This is a genomic window from Desulfovibrio sp., assembly GCF_035644575.1.
Lineage (GTDB): Bacteria > Desulfobacterota > Desulfovibrionia > Desulfovibrionales > Desulfovibrionaceae > Desulfovibrio.
This window is the reverse complement of the sequence record NZ_DASQOG010000072.1, coordinates 1-20,915: the sequence shown is the minus strand read 5'-3', so window position 1 is coordinate 20,915 and position 20,915 is coordinate 1. Positions and strand designations below refer to the sequence as shown.

The following is a 20,915-nucleotide window of genomic DNA, read 5'->3' as shown; positions in this document are numbered from 1 at the left end:
CCCAGAGGCCGCCCTTGGGGAGCTTTTTTGCATACTGCCCCCATGCCGGGCAACTGGACGCCCATCAGGCATAACGGTATAGCTTGCCCATGATACCTCGCGCTCGCTTTATCATGCTGAATCTGTACCACATCCTGATTGACGGCCTTTTTGATTCCGTTCCGGTTGTGCTGGCCTTTATGGCGCTGGCCCTCGGCAGTGGAGAAACGGACGTGGGCCTTGTGGTGTCGCTGGGCGCGGCCCTGAGCACTGCCGTGGGCCTTGGCACGGGCCTGTTTTCGCGGTGGTTCGGCTTTTACGGTTCTGTGACCCTGCTCATAGGCCTGGCCGGGCTTGGCTATGTGGGCGCGGCCTTTGCGGACGGCATGCTTGCCGCCGGGGCGTGCTTTGTGCTGGCAATGGCGGGATTTGCCGCCTTTCATAACATTTCTTTTTCCTACATCACGGCCAACACCGAAAGGCAACGTCTTGGGCGGGTCATGAGCGACTTTACCGCCATTGGCGATGTGGGGCGTATCCCGCTGGTCTCTTTTGCCGCCTTTGCGGCGGCATACTCTGTGGGAACCATGCCGGGTTGGCGGGCAGTCTGCCTGGCCTATGGCGTGCTGGCCCTGTGCGCAGCCCTGTGGCTATTCTGCACCGCCGTAAAAAAATCCCCGGCGGCAGATGGCAGCACACAACCGGGCAATTCCGCTTCCGATCCAGTGCCCGGCGCTGAGGCCAATCCTCCCGAGCGCCCGAGGCGCAATCCTTTTGCCGGATTCAGCATACTGAAAAACCGGGATGTCTTTCTGGCCATGCTTGCCAGCATGCTCAATGCCTTCAGCAATGACCGAATCTTTACCTTTCTGCCACTGCTGCTGGTGGCAAAAGGCATAGACGCCAAAACCATCGGCTCGTTCGCTCTTGGCTTCACCCTCGGTTCCTTTGTGGGCAAGATGGCCTGCGGACGCCTGATAGATATTTTCGGCACCCGAAAAATATTTGTTATTGCAGGCATTATTCTTGCCCTGCTGCTTTGCGCCCTGCTCCAGTCAAACAATCTCATACTGACGGTGATTATATCCCTGGCCATCGGCATCGTGACCAAGGGGACCGTGCCCGTCATACAGACCATCATCACGGAGCCGGTACGCGGCGCAACCGTCTACGATGCCATTTTCTCGCTCAATTCCTTCGGGCGCGGCATAATCAACATGCTGACGCCCGTGCTGTTTGGCGGCATTGCCTCCATGTGGAGCATGGAAACCGTCTACCTGCTCATGGCTGCGGTCGCCGCGCTGGGCATTGTGCCTGTTCTGCTCATGGACAGGGACCGCACCGCCGCCGAGTGAACAGCTTTTGCCGTCTGCACGTCCCGATAAAAGCGAAAGCGCCCATGGAATCATGGGCGCTTTATTTTTGCTGTGCGTCAGGCGCTGACCGCGAACGGCCTAGAACTGATACACAAAGGTCACGGCGGTGTTCCAGGCATCGGCGCTGCGATCGCTCTTGCCATTCATCTTGCTGTTGCCCCACACGGATGCGCTCTTGTCGAGGAAGAGCGCGTCATAGTTGGTTTCCACGTAGATGCTGAAGTTGTCGTACATCTTGTACTTGGTGCTCAGGCCAAATTCCACAAGGCTGTCGTTGCGGGTCAGGTACAGGCCCTCGCGCCCGGGAACAGTGCCGTCGTTGGGGGCCATCCAGCTTCCGGTGGCGTTTTTGATCTTTTTCAGGATCGCCGGGTCGTTGGTGCCGCCTATGTAATTGATGCGGAAGGTGTGGCTGAGGTTGTCGATAAAGCTCATATCCTTGAGCCGCGCGCCAATGCCCCAGGTGCCTGTCATGGATTTACCCACAATGCTGTCGCGTCCCACAATGGGGTCGCCGTGGAAGGCGAATTCCGAAAAATCATTGGGGTTGTTGGGGTGAATGTTGGGCATGCGCTCGGAGCCGTTGCCCGGATTGTCATCATCACCCGAGGTATACCAGCCGTAGAGACCAGGGGTGCTCCAGTCCAGCTTGTATTCGAGCAGCAGGGAGGCCAGCCAGCCAGCGCGGTTCATGGCGGCATCGTCATACTGCACGGAACCGTAAACAACGTCCCACGACACGCGGAAAGGATCAAACAACGTCACCTGACCGGGCAGGCCCATCCACACGGCATTGCCGTATTCACTGAGCTTGCTCTTGTGGAAGCCGCCGTACAGGGGCAGCAGGCCGGCCTTGGGGCCACCGGCAGAGGCTACGCTGGCGTAGCTGGTGATCGGGGAATTTTTGACGTTGTTGTAGTTGATGGCCGGGCCAATGCCCATATACATGCCCCAAGGCGTGAGGTTTACGCCGTCAAACGTCAGGGGCAGGGTAAGGCCCACGGCATCCATGTTGTCCATGTAGCCGGGGCTGCGGTTGGTTGCATCAGTGGTGTTGTCGTTGAAGAGGCGCGCCCAGAAGGCGGTCACGCCCACGTTTTCGTTAAAGGCGTAGGAGGCGGTGATGCCCGCCGCGTCATCGGCCAGCACCTGGCTGTTGTTGATGTAGTCGGGCAGCTGCATGGGCTGAATACCCATACGCACCTTGAGGGCAGTCTGTGGCACAGTCCAGTCGAGAAAAGCGTTCTTGACCTTGACCCAGTTGCCGTCCGCGCCCAGCGAGCCGCCGCTGTTGCTGGCGCCCCAGTACTGCATCATGCCGCGATTGTAACCACCCAGTTCAAAATGCACTGTGCCGGAAAGATTTTCAGAGGCCTTGGCCTCCAGTTGCAGGCGAACCTGCTGGGCGGCTTCAAATTCGTCTTCACCGGTGCTGTAGCCAGTTCTGCCCCCACCCTCGGTAAAATTGCCGTGCTGACCGTAGCTGAAATTATAAGCCCAGCGGCCCTTGGCCGAAAAATCAATGGCGCTTGCTCCCCCGGGCACTGCGCACAACATCCCGGCTACCAAAAGTAACACTGCAATTTTTTTCATCCCCGGCTCCATCTTCGTTTCCTGGTTCAGTAACTCAATGACCAAATCAACAGCATCCAAAATCTGCTCCCAAAATCTGCATACACGGGGGGGTTGCCATTCCTAACTCCGCAGGTGATATTTTTCCACACTATTTTTTACTTGACCGTGGAACGTTTGGGCTTGGCGTGCTAGGGCCGCGCGGCTTCTGGGGATATTTTGCAATATGTTGTCAGTTGCGGCTGCACTCCCAATCTGGCGGCAATACCCATATTCTGTGCGCTTGCCGCCATTTGCGGCCCCACAACGCACCTGATATGATGGTTCATGGCGGGCAAGCCCATGCCTGCCGCAACTGTGCCGCACACTCACAGGCGGAGCCCACACAGGCCGCCGCCACAATCCGGTCTGCCCGCCAGCATGACCGCCCTCATCGGTTTGCCATGCTGCACGCCATCAGAAATTCCAGCCTGTTCGTCAAGCTTGTGGTCATGGTCAGCCTTGCGCTCTGCCCGCCCATGCTGCTCGGGCACCTGGCTGGCTCCTATTTTATCAGCAAATACGGCTACGAAGATGCGGAAAACACCGTTTCAAGCGTGGCGCAGCTTGCGGCGGAATCGCCGCTGGTGGTGGAGGCCATGCGAACCCGCCAGCCCGAGGCGTACAGGCAGATGACCGCCTTTCTTGAAACGCTCACCCGGGCTTCGGACGTAAAATTTATCGTGCTGATTGATATGCAGGGTATTCGCCTTTTTCACCCCGACTTTGCCAAAATCGGTCAGCACTTCATGGGCGGCGATGAAGGCAAGGCCCTTGAAGGGCAGTCCTACCTTTCATCGGCGCGCGGCACATTCGGCTTTTCGCTGCGGGCGTTCCGGCCCATTTTTGACGCGCAGGGCCATCAGCTGGGCGCGGCTTCCGCAGGTATTTTGTCCAGCGATATCGAGGCGGGCGTGGCGCGCCTGACCGGGCCTCTGGGCTGGCTACTGGCGCTCTCGCTGGTTATTGGCATTGTGCTGGCGGTGCTGCTTTCGCGCACCATAAAAAAAATCCTTTTCGGGCTGGAACCGCACCAGATCGCCCGGCTGCTTGAAGAACGCAACGCCATACTGCGCACTACCCGCGAGGGCATTATAGCCGTGAACAAGGACGGCACTCTGGTGCTCGTCAACGAAATGGCCGAAAAAATCCTGCGCTCCGCGGGCGTTTTCGGCCCGCTGGAGGGCCAGCCCGTGCAGAGCGCCATCCCCGGCACCCGCCTTGATGCCGTGGTCAGGGAAGGCAGGCCGGAGTATGACCAAGAGCAGAATATCAACAGCTGCGTGGTGCTGACCAACCGCGTGCCCATTCTGGTGCAGGGAGAAATAATCGGCGCGGTGGCGACCTTTCGCGACATGACGGACGTGCGCGCCCAGGCCGAGCGCCTCACCGGCCTCAGCAATTATGTTGAGGCGCTGCGCTCGCGCTCGCACGAATACCTCAACAAGCTGCACGTCATTTCAGGCCTGTTGCGCAATGGCCGTCACGCGGAGCTTGATGCCTACCTCGAGCAGATTATCGGCAGCAAAAAACTGGAAACCTCCGCCATTGCCGCCTTGGTCAAGGATCCCATTGTTGCGGGATTTCTGGAGAGCAAGTACAGCCGCGCCCATGAAATGGGCGTGACCCTGGTGATTGAGGGGCGCGGCGTGATCCCCCCGCTTTCGCCCAAGGGCTCGCATGCCTTGGTCACGGTGGTGGGCAACCTCATTGACAATGCCTTTGAAGCCACCATCTACGCTGTAGAAAAAAGGATCACCCTGAATATCGAAAACACTCCGGCCCAGGCTGGCGGGGCTGACGAGCTTGTTATCAGCGTGTCCGACACCGGGCGCGGCATTTCCGATGAACACCTGGAAAAAATCTTCACCAAGGGCTTTTCCACCAAGGGGTCAAACAGGGGCATCGGGCTTTACATGCTGCTGCTTACGCTGGAAGAAATGGACGGCTCTGTGGAAATCGACGCAAAACCGGGGCACGGCACGGCCTTTACCGTGCGTGTTCCTGTGGCTGCGCTGGCGCAAGGAGAACAGGAATGATCCGCGTGCTCATCGTTGAAGATGATCCCATGGTGGCAGATCTGGCGGCAGTGTATCTTGAGGGAATAGAAGGCTTTTGCCTTGAAGGCAGGGCCAGCTCCGGCGAGGCCGCGCTGGAACTGCTGCGCGCCGGAGATATTGATCTGGTGCTGCTCGACATGTTCATGCCCGGCATGACCGGCATGGAACTGCTGCGCATCATCAAGACCCGTTTTTTCAATACAGACGTCATCATGATAACCGCCGCGCAGAACAGCGACGACATTCTCAACGCCCTGCGCATGGGCGTTGCAGACTATATTGTCAAACCCTTCACGGTTGAGAGGTTCCGCGCCGCCCTTGAGCAACTGCGCGAAAAGCGCCAGCTGCTCACGTCGCCCGAGGTGCCCATCACGCAAGAAATCCTGGACAAGCGCATATTTATTAAAAAATCTGACCAGCCTCCGGCAGATACCCCAAAGGGCATAGACGCCACCACCCTGCAAAACATCATACAGGTGCTGCAAGGCTGTTCCGGCCCGTTCAGCCTCAAGGATATTGAACCGCTGACGGGCATTTCGCGCATATCGCTGAAAAAGTATTTCGACTACCTTGCGGCGGCTGACCGCCTGGGCAGTGAAAAAGACTACGGCGGCCACGGCAGGCCCGTGACCAGATATCACTGGAAAGGCTGAAGTGCAGGAGTAGCGGCTGCTGGCCTAACCTATCGCCCGCCATGCGATGAACAGACCTATGGCCATGCAAAGCCCGCTGACCATACGCTTGAGCAGGCTCACTGGCACACGGTGGGCAATGTGCGCGCCTACGGCTATGCCCACAAGCTCGCAGGCCGTGACCCACCAGACCATGGAATAGGAAATAAAGCCGTTGCTCATGTTGCTTGCAGAGCCGGAAACCGAAATGACCATCTGCAAAACCTGGCTTGTGGCAATGCACTGCAAGGGCGCATAACTGAACAGCAGCATGACCGGCACGGAAATAATGCCCCCGCCAGCCCCCGTCATGCCGCACAAAAATCCCGTAAAGATGCCAATGCCAAAGAGCAGCGCCGTATTGCCCCTTGGGCTGAGCCGCTGTGCCATACCCGTGCCCTTGCGCACCGGAAGCATGGAATACAGGCTGGAAAAGATTATCAGGCAGGCCAACAGAATGTTGAGCCCGCGCGCCGGAACATACGCCCCCACATACGCCCCCGCATAACCAGACAAAAAGCTGCCCGCCACCACTGGCAGGGTAACCCGCCAGTCAATGGTGCCGTAGCGCTGATAGCTCGCCGTTGCCACAATGCCCGCAAACAGAAAGCTGAACAGCGCCGTTGCCATGGCCTCATGCGTGCCAAGCCCGCCGAAAAACATGATGGCCGGGATCAGCAGCACGCCGCCCACCCCTGTTGCGCCAATAAGCGCGCCCACCAGAAATGACGAAAACGCAAGCGCCACAAGCATAAAGGCTCCTTATGATTGATGCGGGCATGGGCAGTGCGCCGGGCCGAGGGTTTGCCCGGCGCACGCCCGCAATTCGGCAAAGTTTCGGCAGAGCGACTGGCTAAACGGTGGCTGCAAATTCCGTCCAGCCTGTCTGCTGCAAAAGCGCCGCCCTGCCGTTCTGGGCCGGGAGGCGCAAGCCGGGAGCGTGACGGGATCCGGCATATGACCCCGTCACGCGGGAGGAGAGTGTTTAGTCCGAGAGAGGTTACACAGCCGCGTCGGTCACGGCAGATTCAGAGGGCTCTTCCGCGCTGCCGGCAGGCGCAGTGTGGTACAGGTCGTTACGCTCACGTATGGTGCCCAGCCAGATGGTGGATATGGTGCTGATAACACCGGCCGCAAGCAGATAACCGCACAGATACCAGGGCTGCGAGCCATTGGCCTGTACCAGCATGGTGGCGATCATGGGCGTCAGGCCCGAGGCGAAGATGCCCGAGAACTGGTACACGAAGGAAATGCTTGAATAGCGTACCGTGGCGTCAAAGCTGTCGGAGAACAGGCTCGCCATGCTGGCGTAAGCGGCAGCGTAGACGATACCGAAGGGAACGATGATGGCAAGATACACAAAGAACAGGTTGGTGGTGGCGTAGTTGTGCAGCACCCAGAACACGGGGAAGGAGGTGATGCCCAGCAGCAGTGCGGCCGTGCCGAAAATGCGGCCTTTGCCCACGCGGTCAGCCATTGCGCCCCACATGGGGATAAAGCAGGCCATGACGGCAGATGCCACCACCACGGCCATAAGGGCCACGGTACGGTTAACGCCGCAGGTATTTGTAAGGTAGGTCAGGGAGAACACGCCAAATACGTTGAAAGCGATACCTTCCACAAAACGCGCGCCCACGCAGGCCATCAGGGTCTTGGGGTAACGTTTGAAGGCGTCAATCATGGGGTAGCGGATTTTTTCCACATGCTTTTTGGCGCTGGAAAAGTCCTGCGTTTCCTGCACGGAGGTACGGATGTACGCGCCAACAAGCACCAGTACGGCGCTCAGCACAAAGGCCACGCGCCAGCCCCAGGCGATAAAGGCTTCGTCGGGCAGCAGCCAGGAAAGCACGCCGATCACGCCGGATGCCAGCATGAGACCAAGGGAAAGACCCACCTGGGGCAGGCTGCCGTAAAACGCACGCTTGTGGGCAGGGGCCGATTCAAAGGCCATAAGCACCGCACCGCCCCACTCGCCGCCAAGGCCAATGCCCTGGGCAATACGGCAGGTAACCAGCAGAATGGGCGCCCAGATGCCGATGCTGTCATAGGATGGAATGCAGCCAATAAGCACTGTGGCCACGCCCATGATTTCAAGGGTGAGAATGAGCATCTTTTTGCGGCCGATCTTGTCGCCAAAATGCCCGAAGATAAAACCGCCAAGGGGCCGGGCCACAAAGCCCACGGCAAAGGTCGCAAATGCCAGGATGGTACCGACGCCCGACGAAAAGGACGGGAAAAACAGTTTGTTGAACACAAGCCCGGCGACTACGCCGTAGAGGAAAAAGTCATACCATTCGATGACCGCGCCCATCAGGGAAGAAATAACTACGCGGCGCAGGTTTGCCTGGGCAGTTGCTTTATCAACAGCGTTGCTCATGTGTTTTCTCCTATGACAGGCCCAGCACGCGGCGGGCGTTTTCATACATGACCTTGCGGCGGGCTTCTTCAGTAAGATCAAAGTGCTTGTAGGCATCAAGAGCATCAGCCAGCTCCACAAAGGGATGGGCGCTGGCAAAAAGTATTTTGTCGGGGATGAGGTCGTTCATGGCGCGCACGTACACGTCAACCATGGGCGCGCGCTCGTATTCCGAAATATCCATATACACATTGGCGTTGCGCAGGCAGGTGTAGATGGCCTCGTTTACAAAGGGGTACCCGCCGTGGCTCATGATGAGCGTCAGCTCGGGAAAATCTCTGGCGACCTTGTCCACATCGCGCGGGTCTGCGTATTCCAGAATGGCCCCCGGCACCTGCGGCGGCGGAGCCATGGTGATGAACACAGGAATATTCAGCTCGCAGCACTTGGTGTACAGCGGATAAAACCTGGCCTCGGAAGCGGGTATGTGCGCAAGGTAAGGGTCAATGGCAATACCCTTCATGCCGTAATCGGCAACCACGCGCTCAATTTCGCGCACCGCATCCATTTTTTTGTGCGGATCAATGCCCCAGAACCCCACAAACTTGTCAGGATAAGCCCTGCAAAACTCCAGCACGCTGTTGTTGTTGGCCGGAAACCCGTAAGTGGTTTCGCAGTCACGACCGGTTATGACCCCAAGCTCCACGCCAAGATTGTTCAGATCTGCCACAATCTCGTCAAGAGGCTGGGGCTTGCGGGCGTCAAAGCCAATGGCTTTGCAGGCCGCCTTGAACATGGCGCTGTTCTTGATGCCGTTAATGATTTCTGGCGTGTTTGGGCGAAAGCGAAAGTCAATAACGTTCATAATGCGGTTCTCCTGAACCCGCTTGGGGGGTTATGCGGCGCTGGCGGCAAGTGCGTCTGCCAGATCCACGCGGGTTGCCCTACCAGGCTTCCCGCGCAGGAAACAAAAAGGTTTCCCATCTCTCTTCTCCAGGCGTTGCTATTTCTAAGCCGTTCAGGTCGCCTCCAACCCACGCGGCTTGTGATATTTTTCGTTTTGCACGATGTGTGCCAGATCACAAAGTCTGATTATCAGCAATTCATCACGCAAAATTCAATAAAATCAGCATAATATTTTTATTTATATCATATTTTTTTAGTATGTTTTAGAGCCGCGTCGCAAATTTGCATCAAGCAGGAATCGTTCTCCCACGGGCTGAAAAGGTCGCTTGTGAAAATAAAATCATGTTGCTTTTTGTCACGTTACCCCTAGCTGGATAGTTCTTCCAAAACGCTGTGTCGCAAGTTTGCGTCGCAATAAATGCCCTTATTAACGCCAAGCCCTCCTGACTGGTGCAAATTTGCGACTATGGCTTGTTAAAAACCGCACTCGCAAACGTAGCCGGGAAAAAAATTTCAAAATATTTAAAAATTTCATATTGTTAAATATTATGGCATGCCGCATGCACAGGGGAAAGCAAACGAGGATTGCCACAACCTTTCGGCGTTCTCCGCGCGGCGGCTGTCATTGTCCCGCGCGCCACATATTCATATTTCAGGAGTATCGTGATGAGCACCACCACTTGCGAATGCCGCTCCCCCCAGGAACAGCGTTTGTACGACAAGATCGAGGGCCGGGAAGACAAATTCCGCACAACCCACACCCGCGTTTTCAAGCTGCTGGAGCGCTTTGAAGGCCAGAAGCCGCGCATCGACATCGAACGCGCGCTGTACTTCACCCAGTCCATGCAGGAAACAGACGGTCAGCCCCTGGTGCTGCGTTGGGCCAAGGCCCTCATGCATATTGCGAAAAACATGACTGTCTATGTGCAGGAAGACCAGCTGCTGCTTGGCCGCGCCGGTTGCGATGGCCGTTACGGCATCCTGTACCCCGAACTGGACGGCGACTTTCTCGATATCGCCGTGCGCGATCTGCCCACCCGCAAGACCTCGCCCGCCACGATCACACCTGAAGACGCCAAACGCGTTATTGAAGAAATTGCGCCGTACTGGAAGGGCAAGACCTACCATGAAGCCCTCAACGCAGCTCTGCCCGCCGAAGTGCACAAGCTGACCTATGATGACCCCATGGGGCTCATCTCGCGCTTTATCGTCAATGAAACCTCGTCCTTCCGCTCGTCCATCCAGTGGGTGCACGATTTTGAAAAGATCCTGAAACGCGGTTTCAACAGCATCAAGAAAGAAGCCCAGGAAAAGCTGGACGCCCTTGATCCCCTGAGCTGCAAGGACGCCTGCGAAAAGCGCCCCTTCCTTGAAGCCGTTGTCATCGTGTGCGATGCCATCGTGCTGTGGGCCAAGCGCCACGCCGTGCTCGCCCGCGAGATGGCAGCCAAGGAAACCAACCCCACCCGCAAGGCCGAACTGCTGCGCATGGCCGACAATGCCGACCACGTGCCCGGCGAACCCGCCCGCGACTTCTGGGAAGCCTGCCAGAGCCAGTGGTTCACCCAGATGTTCTCGCGCATCGAGCAGAAGACCGGCACCACCATTTCCAATGGCCGCATGGACCAGTACTTCTTCCCCTTCTACGCCAAAGACCGCGCCGAGGGTAAGCTCAACGACGCCCAGGCCATGGAATTGCTGGAATGCATGTGGGTGGGCATGGCCGAATTCATCGACATGTACATTTCGCCCACTGGCGGAGCTTTCAACGAAGGTTATGCCCACTGGGAAGCCGTGACCGTTGGCGGCCAGACCACCGACGGACGCGACGCCAGCAACGCGCTGACCTACCTGATCCTTAAGTCCAAGCGCGAATTCCCGCTGCACTACCCCGACCTCGCGGCCCGCATCCATTCCCGCGCGCCCGAACGTTACCTGTGGGACGTGGCCGAAACCATCAAGTACGGCTCCGGCTTCCCCAAGCTTATCAATGACGAAGAAATCGTGCCCCTCTACGTTTCCAAGGGCGCAACCTTTGAAGAAGCCCTGGACTACGCGGTTTCCGGCTGCACCGAAGCCCGCATGCCCAACCGCGACACCTATACCTCGGGCGGCGCGTACATCAACTTTGCCGCTGCCGTGGAAATGGTGCTGCGTAATGGCCGCATGAAGAAGTTTGGCGACCAGCTGCTGGGCGCAGAAACCGGCGACCCGCGCAACTTCAAGACCTGGGACGAATTCTGGAACGCCTATGTGCAGCAGCACCTGCTGTTCCTCAAAACGGCTTTTACCCAGCAGTACATCATCAACAAGCTGCGCGCCCAGCACTTTGCCCAGCCCATGGGTTCGGCCATGCACGACCTGTGCATGAAGCACTGCATTGACCTGCATCAGGAACAGATTCCTGAAGGCATCAACCTGGGCTACTTCGAATACATGGGCCTTGGCACTGTTGTGGACTCGCTGGCCGCCGTGAAAAAGCTTGTGTTTGAAGAAAAGAAGCTGACCATGGACAAGCTGCTGGCCGCCATCGACGCCAACTTTGAAGGCTACGACGACGTGCGCGCCCTGCTGCGTTCCGCCCCCTGCTACGGCAACAACGATGAATATGCCGACGCCATTGGCCGCGAAATCGACAGGATTTCCGTGGAATACGGCGGCAAGTACTCCATGAAGGAACTGGGCATCCACAACGATGTGCGCTACGTGCCCTTTACCTCGCACGTGCCCTTCGGCAAGGTCGTTTCCGCCACGCCCAACGGCCGTACCGACGGCTTCCCGCTTTCCGACGGCTCCTCGGCCTCGCACGGTGCGGACGTCAACGGCCCCACCGCCGTGCTGCTCTCCAACTACCAGACCAAGAACATGGGCATGCGCGACCGCGCCGCCCGCATGCTGAACATCAAGTTCACGCCCAAGTGCGTGGAAGGCGAACAGGGTACCGAAAAGCTGGTGTCCTTTATCCGCACCTTCTGCGACCTCAAGCTCTGGCATGTGCAGTTCAACGTGGTGAACAAGCAGACCCTGGTGGCCGCGCAGAAAGACCCGCAGAAGTACCGCAGCCTCATCGTGCGCATTGCCGGGTACAGCGCCTACTTTGTGGACCTGTCGCCCGACCTGCAGAACGACCTGATTGCCCGTACTGAACACGACGCGATGTAACAAATCCACGGGCGCGACTGGCCGAAAGGTTCGGCCGCGCCCGTTTTTTATAAAAGGATGGTCTTATGTGTCTGGATGACAGCCAACGGCAAGGCATGGTTTTTAACGTACAGAAGTATTCGGTTCATGACGGCCCCGGCATAAGAACCATTGTCTTTCTCAAGGGCTGCGCCCTTTCCTGCCGCTGGTGCAGCAACCCCGAATCGCAGCAACGCGAACCGGAGCTGGCCTTTAACGCGGGCCGCTGCCTGGGGGTTTCCAAGTGCGGGCACTGCATTGTGGCCTGTCCGCACGGTTCCATAACGCTTGGCGAAGACGACAAGCTGAACATAAACCGCAGCCACTGCACCGAATGCCATATGCCCTGCGCTGCGGCATGCCCCGCCCAGGGTTTGCTGGTTTACGGCAAAAAGCGTACAGTGGATGATGTGCTGCAAGTGGTTGAGCAGGACATGGCCTTCTACGCCCGCTCTGGCGGAGGCCTGACCCTTTCGGGCGGCGAACCCCTGTTGCAGGGTGAATTTGCTGTGGCCCTGCTGCGCGAGGCGCGCACCCGGCGCATCAAGACCGCCGTTGAAACCTGCGGCATGGTTTCGCCAGAGACCATCCGCGAGGCCGCGCCATTCCTCAATTACGTGCTGTTTGACATCAAACATATGGACAGCGCCGTGCATGAAGCGCAGACAGGCCTGCCCAACAGGCATATCCTCGAAAACTTCCGCATTCTTGCAGAAGAATTTCCTGCTCTGCCCATACTGGCACGCACGCCGGTTATCCCCGGCTTTAACGACAGCGAAGAGGCCATTGCCGCCATTGCCGGATTCCTCAAGCCTTTTGAGCGGGTGGAATACGAAATGCTGCCCTACCATCGCCTTGGTACGCAAAAATACCAGTTTCTCGACAGACCCGTGCCCATGGGTGACGTAAAGCTGGAAACAGAGCACATGAACAGGCTTCAGGCTGTGGCGCAGGCCATCCTGGGCGATCGGCTCCGCGTACCGCACTGATAACCACTTACCCCCCCAATTGACCTATGGCATGCAGATCTTCCGAGCTTCTATCAAAACATGTGGAGCGCATCCTCGATGCCCTGCCTGAAGGCGTCTTTATAAGTGACGCCGCTGGCACCAGCCTGCAGGTTAACCGCATGTACGAGCAGCTGACCGGGCTGACCCAGGAACAGATACGCGGCAAAAATGTGCGCGATCTGGTACAGGAAGGCACGTTTGACTGCATTCTGAACCCGGAAATAGTGCGCACGGGCAGGCCCACCACCCATGTGCAGCAGCTCAAAAACGGCAAAAAGCTCGTGCTTACGGGCTTTCCCGTTTTTGACGCCAAGGGTGACCTGTGTCTTGTGGTCACATTTGCGCGCGATGTCACCCTGTTGGCGCAATTACAGGATCAGGTGGCCGGGCAGTGCAAGCTTATTGACCAGATCAACGATCAGTTGGCCTACATTGCGCAGGGCGCGGCAAAATCGCGCGAGCCTGTGTATGCCAGCCGGGCCATGGGCGATGTGGTTTCCCTGCTGCGCCGCTTTGCGGACACGGACGCGACCGTGCTCATTCTGGGCGAAACCGGCGCGGGCAAGGACGTATTTGCCCGCTACACCCACTCCCAGTCGGCCCGCAACGATAAAATCCTGCTCAAGGTCGACTGCGGCGGCATTTCAGAATCACTCACGGAATCCGAACTGTTCGGCTACATGCCGGGGGCGTTTACGGGTGCTTCCAACAAGGGCAAGGCCGGGTATTTTGAAATTGCCGATGGCAGCACGATTTTTCTGGACGAAGTGGGCGAATTGCCGCTTTCCATGCAGACGCGGCTCTTGCGCGTGCTCCAGGACGGAGAAATCATGCGTGTGGGCGCTTCCAGCCCGCGCAAGGTGGACGTGCGTATCATTGCCGCCACCAACCGCGATCTGGCCGAAAGCGTGGAGGCAGGAACCTTCCGCCGCGACCTGTACTACCGACTCAATGTGGCCACGGTGCGCATTCCTCCCCTGCGCGAAAGGCAGGAAGACGTGCGCCCCCTGGCAGAACACTACCTTGCCCAGTACACGGCCAAATACCACAAGGCCATGGCCTTTATGGACGTGACCCTGGACATCATGACGGCCTACTCCTGGCCCGGCAACGTGCGCGAGCTGCAAAACCTTGTGCACAGTCTGGTCATCACGCTCAGCGGGCCGCTGATTTCCCCGCGCGACCTGCCGCCGCAGATATCCGGCGCACCTCGCGAAGCCTCGTGCTATAGCGAGGATATCCTCGCCGCCCGCCGCCCCCTGCGCGACATCATGGCCGAAATGGAGCGGGATTTTCTGCTCAAGGCCATTGAAGTGCACGGCTCTGTGCAGCGCGTGGCGGAACTGTTCCAGATCAACCGCAGTACGGTGTTCCGCAAGTTGCAGGGCGCACGGCGGATTGACTGATGCGTGTGGACGGCTGGCCTGGCAACGCGACAGTCAAAACGCATGCCTCCCCCTTGGTGGTGGCGGTTTTGACGACCTTGGTCATGGTCCTCTTTGCCGCCAACTCCCTGCTCTGCCGCTTTGCTCTGGCCGAAGGGCAAAACGCTCATCCCCTGAATCCCTCTGTATATACGGCCCTGAGGGCCATTTCTGCCGCTGCCATGCTCTGGCTGCTCCAGATGCGGCGCGGCGGCAAACCGCTGCGTGCTGGCAGCTGGGGCGCGGCGCTGGCCCTGTTTGGCTATATGGCCTGCTTTTCCTGGGCTTATGTACGGATTTCCGCTGCGGCGGGCGCGCTGGTCATAGCCGTGGCCGTGCAGGCTGGTATGCTTGTAGCCGGGCTGCGGCTGGGGCAACATCCCGGCAAGGCCCAGAGCCTGGGCATAGGGCTTGCCATGGCAGGGCTTGTCTATCTGCTGCTTCCGGGGCTTGATGCGCCGCCAGCAGGGGCGGCTACGGTCATTTTCGGCTCTGGCCTGTGCTGGGCGGCCTACACGATCTATGGCAGGGGGGGCGACAATGCCGCTGCGGCCACGGCTGGCAATTTTATCCGCTGCGTCCCACTAGCTCTAGCACTGCTGGCATGGGCCATGGCCTTTGACCATGCGGGAATGCCTGCCGCATGGCCATGGGCAGGCGTTGTCTGCGCCCTGGCAGCCGGGGCGCTGGCATCCGCCCTTGGCTATGTGCTCTGGTATGCGGTTTTGCGCTGGCTCACTGTACCTTCAGCAGCGGTGGTGCAGTTGAGCGTACCGCTCATCACCGCCCTTGGCGGCGCCATGCTTATGGATGAAACTCTGGGGCTGCGTCTGCTGGTGAGCGCCCTTGCCATTCTGGGCGGCATTTTCTGCGCAACGGCCCTGCCCCATCTGTTGCGCAGGCCCTGAGCAAACCAGCATGACGCCTGCGCCATCCCCATTGGCCGGAGATAAAAAAACTCCGCCGCAAAGACGCGCAAATCGCTACTTTGCAGATGGGGCCAGCAAATTGGCCAGGATGACTTCCATTACACGGTAAAAAACTTCAAGATCTGCATCGGATATGCCCGTCAGGGCTTCAGCCCGCAGTTTTGTGCCAATGTTCAGAATATCGTTGATGACGCTGTCAGCCTTGGGGGTCAGACAAATGCGTCTGGCGCGCCTGTCGCCCTCCACGCCCACACGTTCCACAAGGCCCATGCGTTCAAGGCCGTCCAGCACCCGCACCAGGGTGGGGCCTTCCACTCCCACAGAAACGGCCAGGTCCTTTTGCAGGGCCTTGCCGTCCATCCGCGACAGGTGCATGAGCACCAGCCAGCGCGCCTGGGTCAGCCCCAGATGGGAAAGACGCTCGTCAAGCTTGGTACGCCATGTGCGGGAGGTGCGATTGATGATTATACCAACAAGGTCTCTGGTAGAAGCGCTCATTGTAATGCCCCCATTGTGTGCGTTGCCAGCTTGTAGTTGATACTTGCTTGCCGTCTGCATGGTGCCAACGCCAAGTTGTTTTTGGCACCAGATGTTAAGCATTGCCACATCCAAACGTCTCGCGCAAGTCAGGAAAATTTTCAAAAGAGCGCATCAGCCCGCAGAATCAGACCACGCGCAGAGGATCACCCTGCCAAGCAGACCTGCAACACGCTGCTGGAGCGCATATGGGCAAACAGAAAATATGGGGAAAATCCCGAAAAATAAAGTAAATAAATATATATAAATCAATTAAACATAAAAACAGAGCTGCGAGCAAAAGGTTGAACCTTTTACCCGCTGTTCGCTGGCTAAAAAAGACAGTCCAGAAACATGCGATCGCCAATGCCCTGAATGAATGCGTCAATGTGCACCAGAGCCAGCCGACGTTCCAGAGCCTCACGTTCGTGCCTGCACCCGCAGAGCATGTCTTCAAGTTCCGTCACATCCCGAACGCCAAAATAGTCGCCGAACAGACGTATATCGGCGATTATGCCGTCACGCACATCCATGTGTACGTCAAGCACGCCGCCAGGGGTCTTTGTGCTGCGCTCAAAGGCGTAGTTGGGTGAATAGCCAAAATTCCAGTACCAGGAACGGTAACGTTCTTCTGCCAGAGCCTCGATGGCGCTTATTTCTTCCGCGCTCAAGGCAGTCTGCCTTGTAGAATCCTCCCCGGCCACAAAGCGCATGAGGTAGTTTATGAATTCCTCAATGGGCAAGGGCTGGGGCAAAAAATCCACAATATTGCCCACGCGCCCGCGCACGCTTTTGACAGATTTATCAATGTATTTTGCGGGGCTGGGCTTGAGGGCGGCGCAGACAGAATCCAGGTTGGCAGAATACAGCAGGGTGCCGTGGTGCAGCAGGCGGTCGCGGTGCATGTGCTGCGCGTTGCCGGATATCTTGCTTTCCCCAACGACCATGTCGTTACGGCCATTGAATTCACAGGGAACGCCAAGGGCATTGAGCGCTTCGGTGATGGGCGTGGCAAAGCGCTTGAAGTCCAGCAGCCCCGAATGGTTGTTCAGGCTGATGAAGGTAAAATTGATATTCCCCAGATCATGAAAAACCGCACCCCCGCCGGTAAGCCTGCGCACAACGGGGATGGCATGCTGCTGCACATAATCGGCGTTGATTTCGGAGTGGGAGTTCTGGTTTCGCCCCACAATAACAGAAGCCGCATTACGCCAGAGCATAAAGATGTCGGTTTCGCTATTGCGCAGCAGCCATTCCTCTGCCGCCAGATTGAACGAAGCGTCTGTACAAAAATTATAGATAAAGCGCATACCCCCCCCATGAAGCACATAGCTGGGACATATCGCATTTTCTACATTTGTCCAAGCCATTCGCCGATGCCCGCGTGCACAGGCATGAGGGGCGGTGTTGCTTTTACAAAAACATCGGGCGTGAAGACAATCCAATCGTCTTCACGCCCGATGCGCTGTGATCAGTCTATCAGACCACGCAAAACATTAGGGCTGGTTTTGCTTGCCCTAAGTGAGTATTTCAAACGTTACATGCTCTAGTTTTTGCCCGCGTGGAGCTTGGGCAGGGTATTGGCTCCGTGGGGCAGCAGGGTTGCCCGCAGGTCTCTGCCGCCGTTCAGCTTTTTTGCCAGCGCAAGGGCTTCATCCAGCGTTGTGGTGATGTGGATTTTTGTTTTGGCAAAGTCTGCGGCATTCATGGAGCTGACCATGATGAGGTTGTGCTTTTCCGCCGACTCCGCAAACAGAAAGCCCACATAGCTGCCTATGGAAAAATTCTCGCGCAGGTCTTTTTCGCGCGCGTCCATATTGTCAAAATCGCAGATCTGGTGCTGGGTATCCGGGCTGCCAAAGCCCTCTGTGCAGGCTGACAGAATGATGATGGTGCCGCCCTCGCTCACCACCGCAAGGGCGTTGGCCAGGGTCTTGATGGTCTGGTAAAAATTGATGTCCTTGGGCGCGCCGCCCGCGCTGGCGATGACCAGGGGCGTGCGTTCGCCCACGTTGACGCCGTCGATGGCGTCAACCAGCGCGCAGGCCTCGCGGTGGGCCTGCACCATGTCGCCAGCCACGGCCTTGATTATGTTGTAATTGTCGTCCACCACCACGTTGAGCAAAAAGCTGGGCTTGGCCAGCAGGGCGGCCTCTTCAAGATCGGCGTGAAAAATATTGCTGGTTTCCATATTGGCGCTGCGCACCGCCGCATTGGTGCCGCTGCCGAAGCCCTTGTTCAGGGCCAGATTGTGATGCCGCTGGATGGTCTCGTAGCTGGCGATGCCGGGCAGCAGATACTTGGGGCCGCCGCCGTACCCGGCCAGAAAGTGGTACACCACGCCGCCGGTCAGGATGATATGGTCGCACTCCATGGCAAAGCGGTTAAACCACACCTCTGTGCCGTTGCTGGTCACGCCCGCCTTGACCATATCCGCCGCATCCCGGCACTTGTGGTCAATAACCTGAATACGGTTGTAAATATCCTCGGAAACAATGGCGATATGCTCCTCGCGCGTCATGGGACGGTGCGTGCCTGTGGCCGTGAGGATACGGATGTCCGCATCGCGGATGCCGCATTTGTTCAGACGGACCACCACAGCAGGGACATAAACATTGGGCGACTGCCACAGGCGCGTGGAATCTGGCACGACAATACACACCGTCTGACCGGGTTTGAGCAGTTCCTCAAGCCGGGGCGAACCAATGGGATTATCCAGAGCTTCGTTAATATGCTCCAGCGCGCTCTTTGCGGGCAGCGCAACCGCGTTGGAATGCAGCTCCGCCGCTATGAGGCCGTTGCCAAGCTCCACAGAAAATTCCCTGTCGCCGTATTTCATGTAATGCTGTGCCATGAGTCTGATCCCTGTTTGTTGCTGTTCCGCATATACGGCGCCGGGCCTTGCTCTCTACAATTCTGCCGCCGCGCCAGTTCTCTCAGGGTCTGTTATGCCTCATGCAGGCTTTTGTGAAGAGGGCGCAAATTCCGTTTCCGCGCCGATTCAGCTCTACTCCAGCAGCGCGCTGCCAGTCATCACAAGGCCCGCGCAGGCAAGCATGGCATCAATAAGCAGGCGGAAGGTCGCTTCAGACATGCCAAGCACAAAACGCTTGCCCAGAAACGTGCCAGCAGCCAGCGCCGCCCCAACCACAAGACCATTGCAGAGCACTGGCAGGGGCAGTCCGCCCACGGCCCCGAAGGCCAGAGCCTTGGCAAGGTACACGGCAATGGACGCCGCCGCCTCGGTGGCAAGCAGCGCGCCCTTGGCGAGGCCAAAACCGGCAAAGATGGGAATGGTCAACGGGCCGGTTGAATACACCACCCCGGTCAGATACCCCACAAGGCCGCCCGCCAGGGCCATCTGCCGGGGGCCAAGGCGCATGCTGCGCGTTCTGCTGGCCCGGCGCAGGCCGATGAGCGCAAAAAAGAACAGGCCGATGCACAAATTGGAAATTTCCGCAGGCATGATCCAGAGCGTCCGCACACCCAAAACCGCCGCAGGCACGGCAGTTACCGAATAACAGACAAAGGCCCTGAGGCTTATCTGCCGCCGCCAGGCCACCACCCGCGAGGCATTGCCCGCAATGGAGGCAACAGCCATGATGGGGATGGCGGCCTTGGGGCCAAAAGCCAGACTCAGCACCGGCAGCAGGATTATGGACGATCCGGTGCCCACCACCCCGCTGACGGCCCCCGCCACAATGCCGCATAGACCAATGAGCGCGTATATCACGGCGTCTCCATACTGCGCGCAGAATTGCGTTTACAGGGGCGTAAGCTGATCTACCTCGTGGTGGAACACGTAGGGGTCTGCCACCAGCTCAAAGCGTTCGTCATCGGGATAGTGCACCGCAAGCTGGTAATTTTCGCCCGCAAAGGCCTTTATGGCCTCCAGCGAATCCCACCATGTGGCAAAGAAAAAATGCTCCCAGCCGCGAAAAGCCATGCGCTTGACCGCAACGCCCAGATTGCCGTCAACGCTTTTGGCGTGGTCTTCACCTGTTTTGCGCAAATGCTCGGCAAAGGCGTCGCCCATAGCCTCCGGCACGCAACCGTGCCATGTTCTGACAATCATGTTTACCCCTTCTGTTTCTGATTTTCACCCCAGCCGGGGGATTATTGTCAACCTAAATGCCTTGTGTTACCCAAACCGCACATCAGAACATTCTATTGATGACGCTTCCGGCACGCTGGCAGCCCCGCGCCCGCGCGCCCTGTGGTTTTCGGGGCGACAAACTTGGCATCACCACATCGATTCACCCGGCCTACAGATCCATCTTTCCTGTCCGCCTTTCAGAACGATTTCTATGCCAGCACGCGGAGTACGCATATGATCGGGCCCATTGTGAACAGTGGCGGACTATTCATCGGCGGCATCATCGGCGTTATTTTTGCCGATGTTTTTCCTGAACGGCTTAAAAAAGCGCTGCCTTCCATCTTTGGCGTCATAACCCTGTGTCTGGGCGCAACCCTTGTGGGTAAGGCCGCAGCACTGCCCGCCGTGACGATTTCGCTCATTCTCGGCACCATGGTGGGCGAAATCATGTATGCTGAGGCCCTGCTGCAAAAGTTCCTGCGGGCCATTTTTGGCCTGCTTAAGAGCAAGCGCATGGGCGACGAAAACTTTTCCCTGATGGTCATAACCTTAGTGGCGGCATTCTGCTTTGGCAGCATGGGCTTTTTGGGGGCCTTTCATGAAGGCCTCACCGGCAAGCCCGACATCCTGCTGACCAAGGCCGCGCTGGACATGTTTACCGGCGTGGTTTTCGGCTCCTTCATGGGCTTTTCCGTAAGCCTTATCGCCGTGCCGCAGTTTATTATTCTGGCGCTCATCTACATGGGGGCCACCACCATTGCCCCGTTCATGACCCCGGCCATGCTCAACGACTTTACCGCC

The 20,915-nt window shown here is 57.9% G+C and carries 17 protein-coding genes; 8 read left to right on the top strand and 9 right to left on the bottom strand.

What is annotated here, in order from left to right; translation table 11 throughout:
- Nucleotides 1-113: 113 nt before the first annotated feature.
- Nucleotides 114-1,334 (top strand): MFS transporter, encoded by a 1,221-nt coding sequence (locus VEZ52_RS03720; RefSeq protein ID WP_324835591.1) that lies wholly within the window; start codon nt 114-116, stop codon nt 1,332-1,334.
- A gap of 99 nt (nt 1,335-1,433) precedes the next feature.
- Here VEZ52_RS03720 and VEZ52_RS03715 read toward each other — a convergent pair whose 3' ends face one another.
- Entirely contained in the window at nt 1,434-2,948 is a 1,515-nt protein-coding gene (locus tag VEZ52_RS03715; RefSeq protein WP_324835590.1) for an outer membrane homotrimeric porin, read from the bottom strand.
- Between the two features lie 422 nt (nt 2,949-3,370).
- Between VEZ52_RS03715 and VEZ52_RS03710 the strand changes: the two genes are divergently transcribed.
- Both VEZ52_RS03710 and VEZ52_RS03705 read left to right on the top strand, forming a co-directional pair.
- Nucleotides 3,371-5,005: an ATP-binding protein gene (locus tag VEZ52_RS03710; protein WP_324835589.1), complete on the top strand. Its 1,635-nt coding sequence runs from the start codon at nt 3,371-3,373 to the stop codon at nt 5,003-5,005.
- Nucleotides 5,002-5,679, top strand: coding sequence for a response regulator (locus VEZ52_RS03705; protein WP_324835588.1), 678 nt, complete (start codon nt 5,002-5,004; stop codon nt 5,677-5,679). The genes VEZ52_RS03710 and VEZ52_RS03705 overlap by 4 nt, the downstream gene beginning before the upstream one ends.
- Nucleotides 5,680-5,703: 24 nt before the next feature.
- On the opposite strand, the gene VEZ52_RS03700 is transcribed toward VEZ52_RS03705, so the two are convergent.
- The 3 genes from VEZ52_RS03700 to VEZ52_RS03690 all read right to left on the bottom strand — a co-directional run bounded on the left by VEZ52_RS03700 (nt 5,704) and on the right by VEZ52_RS03690 (nt 8,918).
- Entirely contained in the window at nt 5,704-6,450 is a 747-nt protein-coding gene (locus VEZ52_RS03700) for a sulfite exporter TauE/SafE family protein (protein WP_324835587.1), read from the bottom strand.
- A gap of 247 nt (nt 6,451-6,697) precedes the next feature.
- Complete coding sequence (locus VEZ52_RS03695; RefSeq protein WP_324835586.1) at nt 6,698-8,074, bottom strand: MFS transporter; 1,377 nt, start codon at nt 8,072-8,074, stop codon at nt 6,698-6,700.
- Nucleotides 8,075-8,084: 10 nt separating this feature from the next.
- On the bottom strand, nt 8,085-8,918 hold the full coding sequence (locus VEZ52_RS03690) for an amidohydrolase family protein (RefSeq protein ID WP_324835585.1): 834 nt from the start codon (nt 8,916-8,918) through the stop codon (nt 8,085-8,087).
- A gap of 707 nt (nt 8,919-9,625) precedes the next feature.
- On the opposite strand from VEZ52_RS03690, the gene hpsG reads away from it, so the two are divergent.
- The 4 genes from hpsG (at nt 9,626) to VEZ52_RS03670 (ending at nt 15,481) form a co-directional block, all read left to right on the top strand.
- Nucleotides 9,626-12,121, top strand: a complete 2,496-nt coding sequence (gene hpsG, locus VEZ52_RS03685; RefSeq protein ID WP_324835584.1) for a (2S)-3-sulfopropanediol dehydratase — start codon at nt 9,626-9,628, stop codon at nt 12,119-12,121.
- 65 nt (nt 12,122-12,186) lie between these two features.
- Nucleotides 12,187-13,128 carry a (2S)-3-sulfopropanediol dehydratase activating enzyme gene (gene hpsH, locus VEZ52_RS03680; protein WP_324835583.1) on the top strand — a complete coding sequence of 314 codons (942 nt, stop codon included), beginning with the start codon at nt 12,187-12,189 and terminating at the stop codon, nt 13,126-13,128.
- 26 nt (nt 13,129-13,154) lie between these two features.
- Nucleotides 13,155-14,555, top strand: a complete 1,401-nt coding sequence (locus VEZ52_RS03675; protein WP_240823413.1) for a sigma-54 interaction domain-containing protein — start codon at nt 13,155-13,157, stop codon at nt 14,553-14,555.
- Nucleotides 14,555-15,481 (top strand): DMT family transporter, encoded by a 927-nt coding sequence (locus VEZ52_RS03670; protein WP_324835582.1) that lies wholly within the window; start codon nt 14,555-14,557, stop codon nt 15,479-15,481. The genes VEZ52_RS03675 and VEZ52_RS03670 overlap by 1 nt, the downstream gene beginning before the upstream one ends.
- 75 nt (nt 15,482-15,556) lie before the next feature.
- Here the strand turns inward: VEZ52_RS03670 and VEZ52_RS03665 are convergent, their stop codons facing one another.
- From VEZ52_RS03665 to VEZ52_RS03645, 5 genes are all read right to left on the bottom strand, one after another.
- Nucleotides 15,557-16,000 (bottom strand): MarR family transcriptional regulator, encoded by a 444-nt coding sequence (locus VEZ52_RS03665; protein ID WP_324835581.1) that lies wholly within the window; start codon nt 15,998-16,000, stop codon nt 15,557-15,559.
- 350 nt (nt 16,001-16,350) lie between these two features.
- Complete coding sequence (locus VEZ52_RS03660; RefSeq protein ID WP_324835580.1) at nt 16,351-17,328, bottom strand: lipoate--protein ligase; 978 nt, start codon at nt 17,326-17,328, stop codon at nt 16,351-16,353.
- A gap of 236 nt (nt 17,329-17,564) precedes the next feature.
- Nucleotides 17,565-18,872 (bottom strand): nickel-dependent lactate racemase, encoded by a 1,308-nt coding sequence (gene larA / locus VEZ52_RS03655; protein WP_324835579.1) that lies wholly within the window; start codon nt 18,870-18,872, stop codon nt 17,565-17,567.
- 153 nt (nt 18,873-19,025) lie between these two features.
- Nucleotides 19,026-19,751 (bottom strand): sulfite exporter TauE/SafE family protein, encoded by a 726-nt coding sequence (locus tag VEZ52_RS03650; RefSeq protein WP_324835578.1) that lies wholly within the window; start codon nt 19,749-19,751, stop codon nt 19,026-19,028.
- A gap of 30 nt (nt 19,752-19,781) precedes the next feature.
- Nucleotides 19,782-20,093 (bottom strand): hypothetical protein, encoded by a 312-nt coding sequence (locus VEZ52_RS03645; protein WP_324835577.1) that lies wholly within the window; start codon nt 20,091-20,093, stop codon nt 19,782-19,784.
- 255 nt (nt 20,094-20,348) lie between these two features.
- On the opposite strand from VEZ52_RS03645, the gene VEZ52_RS03640 reads away from it, so the two are divergent.
- Nucleotides 20,349-20,915: DUF554 family protein (locus VEZ52_RS03640; protein WP_324835576.1), on the top strand; the 567-nt coding region annotated here is incomplete at its 3' end.

Bases quoted from the DNA above. Each gene is read 5' to 3' on its own strand.
- VEZ52_RS03720 (WP_324835591.1), top strand. From the start codon at position 114: ATGCTGAATCTGTACCACATCCTGATTGACGGCCTTTTTGATTCCGTT.
- VEZ52_RS03715 (WP_324835590.1), bottom strand. From the start codon at position 2,948: ATGAAAAAAATTGCAGTGTTACTTTTGGTAGCCGGGATGTTGTGCGCA.
- VEZ52_RS03710 (WP_324835589.1), top strand. From the start codon at position 3,371: ATGCTGCACGCCATCAGAAATTCCAGCCTGTTCGTCAAGCTTGTGGTC.
- VEZ52_RS03705 (WP_324835588.1), top strand. From the start codon at position 5,002: ATGATCCGCGTGCTCATCGTTGAAGATGATCCCATGGTGGCAGATCTG.
- VEZ52_RS03700 (WP_324835587.1), bottom strand. From the start codon at position 6,450: ATGCTTGTGGCGCTTGCGTTTTCGTCATTTCTGGTGGGCGCGCTTATT.
- VEZ52_RS03695 (WP_324835586.1), bottom strand. From the start codon at position 8,074: ATGAGCAACGCTGTTGATAAAGCAACTGCCCAGGCAAACCTGCGCCGC.
- VEZ52_RS03690 (WP_324835585.1), bottom strand. From the start codon at position 8,918: ATGAACGTTATTGACTTTCGCTTTCGCCCAAACACGCCAGAAATCATT.
- hpsG (WP_324835584.1), top strand. From the start codon at position 9,626: ATGAGCACCACCACTTGCGAATGCCGCTCCCCCCAGGAACAGCGTTTG.
- hpsH (WP_324835583.1), top strand. From the start codon at position 12,187: ATGTGTCTGGATGACAGCCAACGGCAAGGCATGGTTTTTAACGTACAG.
- VEZ52_RS03675 (WP_240823413.1), top strand. From the start codon at position 13,155: ATGGCATGCAGATCTTCCGAGCTTCTATCAAAACATGTGGAGCGCATC.
- VEZ52_RS03670 (WP_324835582.1), top strand. From the start codon at position 14,555: ATGCGTGTGGACGGCTGGCCTGGCAACGCGACAGTCAAAACGCATGCC.
- VEZ52_RS03665 (WP_324835581.1), bottom strand. From the start codon at position 16,000: ATGAGCGCTTCTACCAGAGACCTTGTTGGTATAATCATCAATCGCACC.
- VEZ52_RS03660 (WP_324835580.1), bottom strand. From the start codon at position 17,328: ATGCGCTTTATCTATAATTTTTGTACAGACGCTTCGTTCAATCTGGCG.
- larA (WP_324835579.1), bottom strand. From the start codon at position 18,872: ATGGCACAGCATTACATGAAATACGGCGACAGGGAATTTTCTGTGGAG.
- VEZ52_RS03645 (WP_324835577.1), bottom strand. From the start codon at position 20,093: ATGATTGTCAGAACATGGCACGGTTGCGTGCCGGAGGCTATGGGCGAC.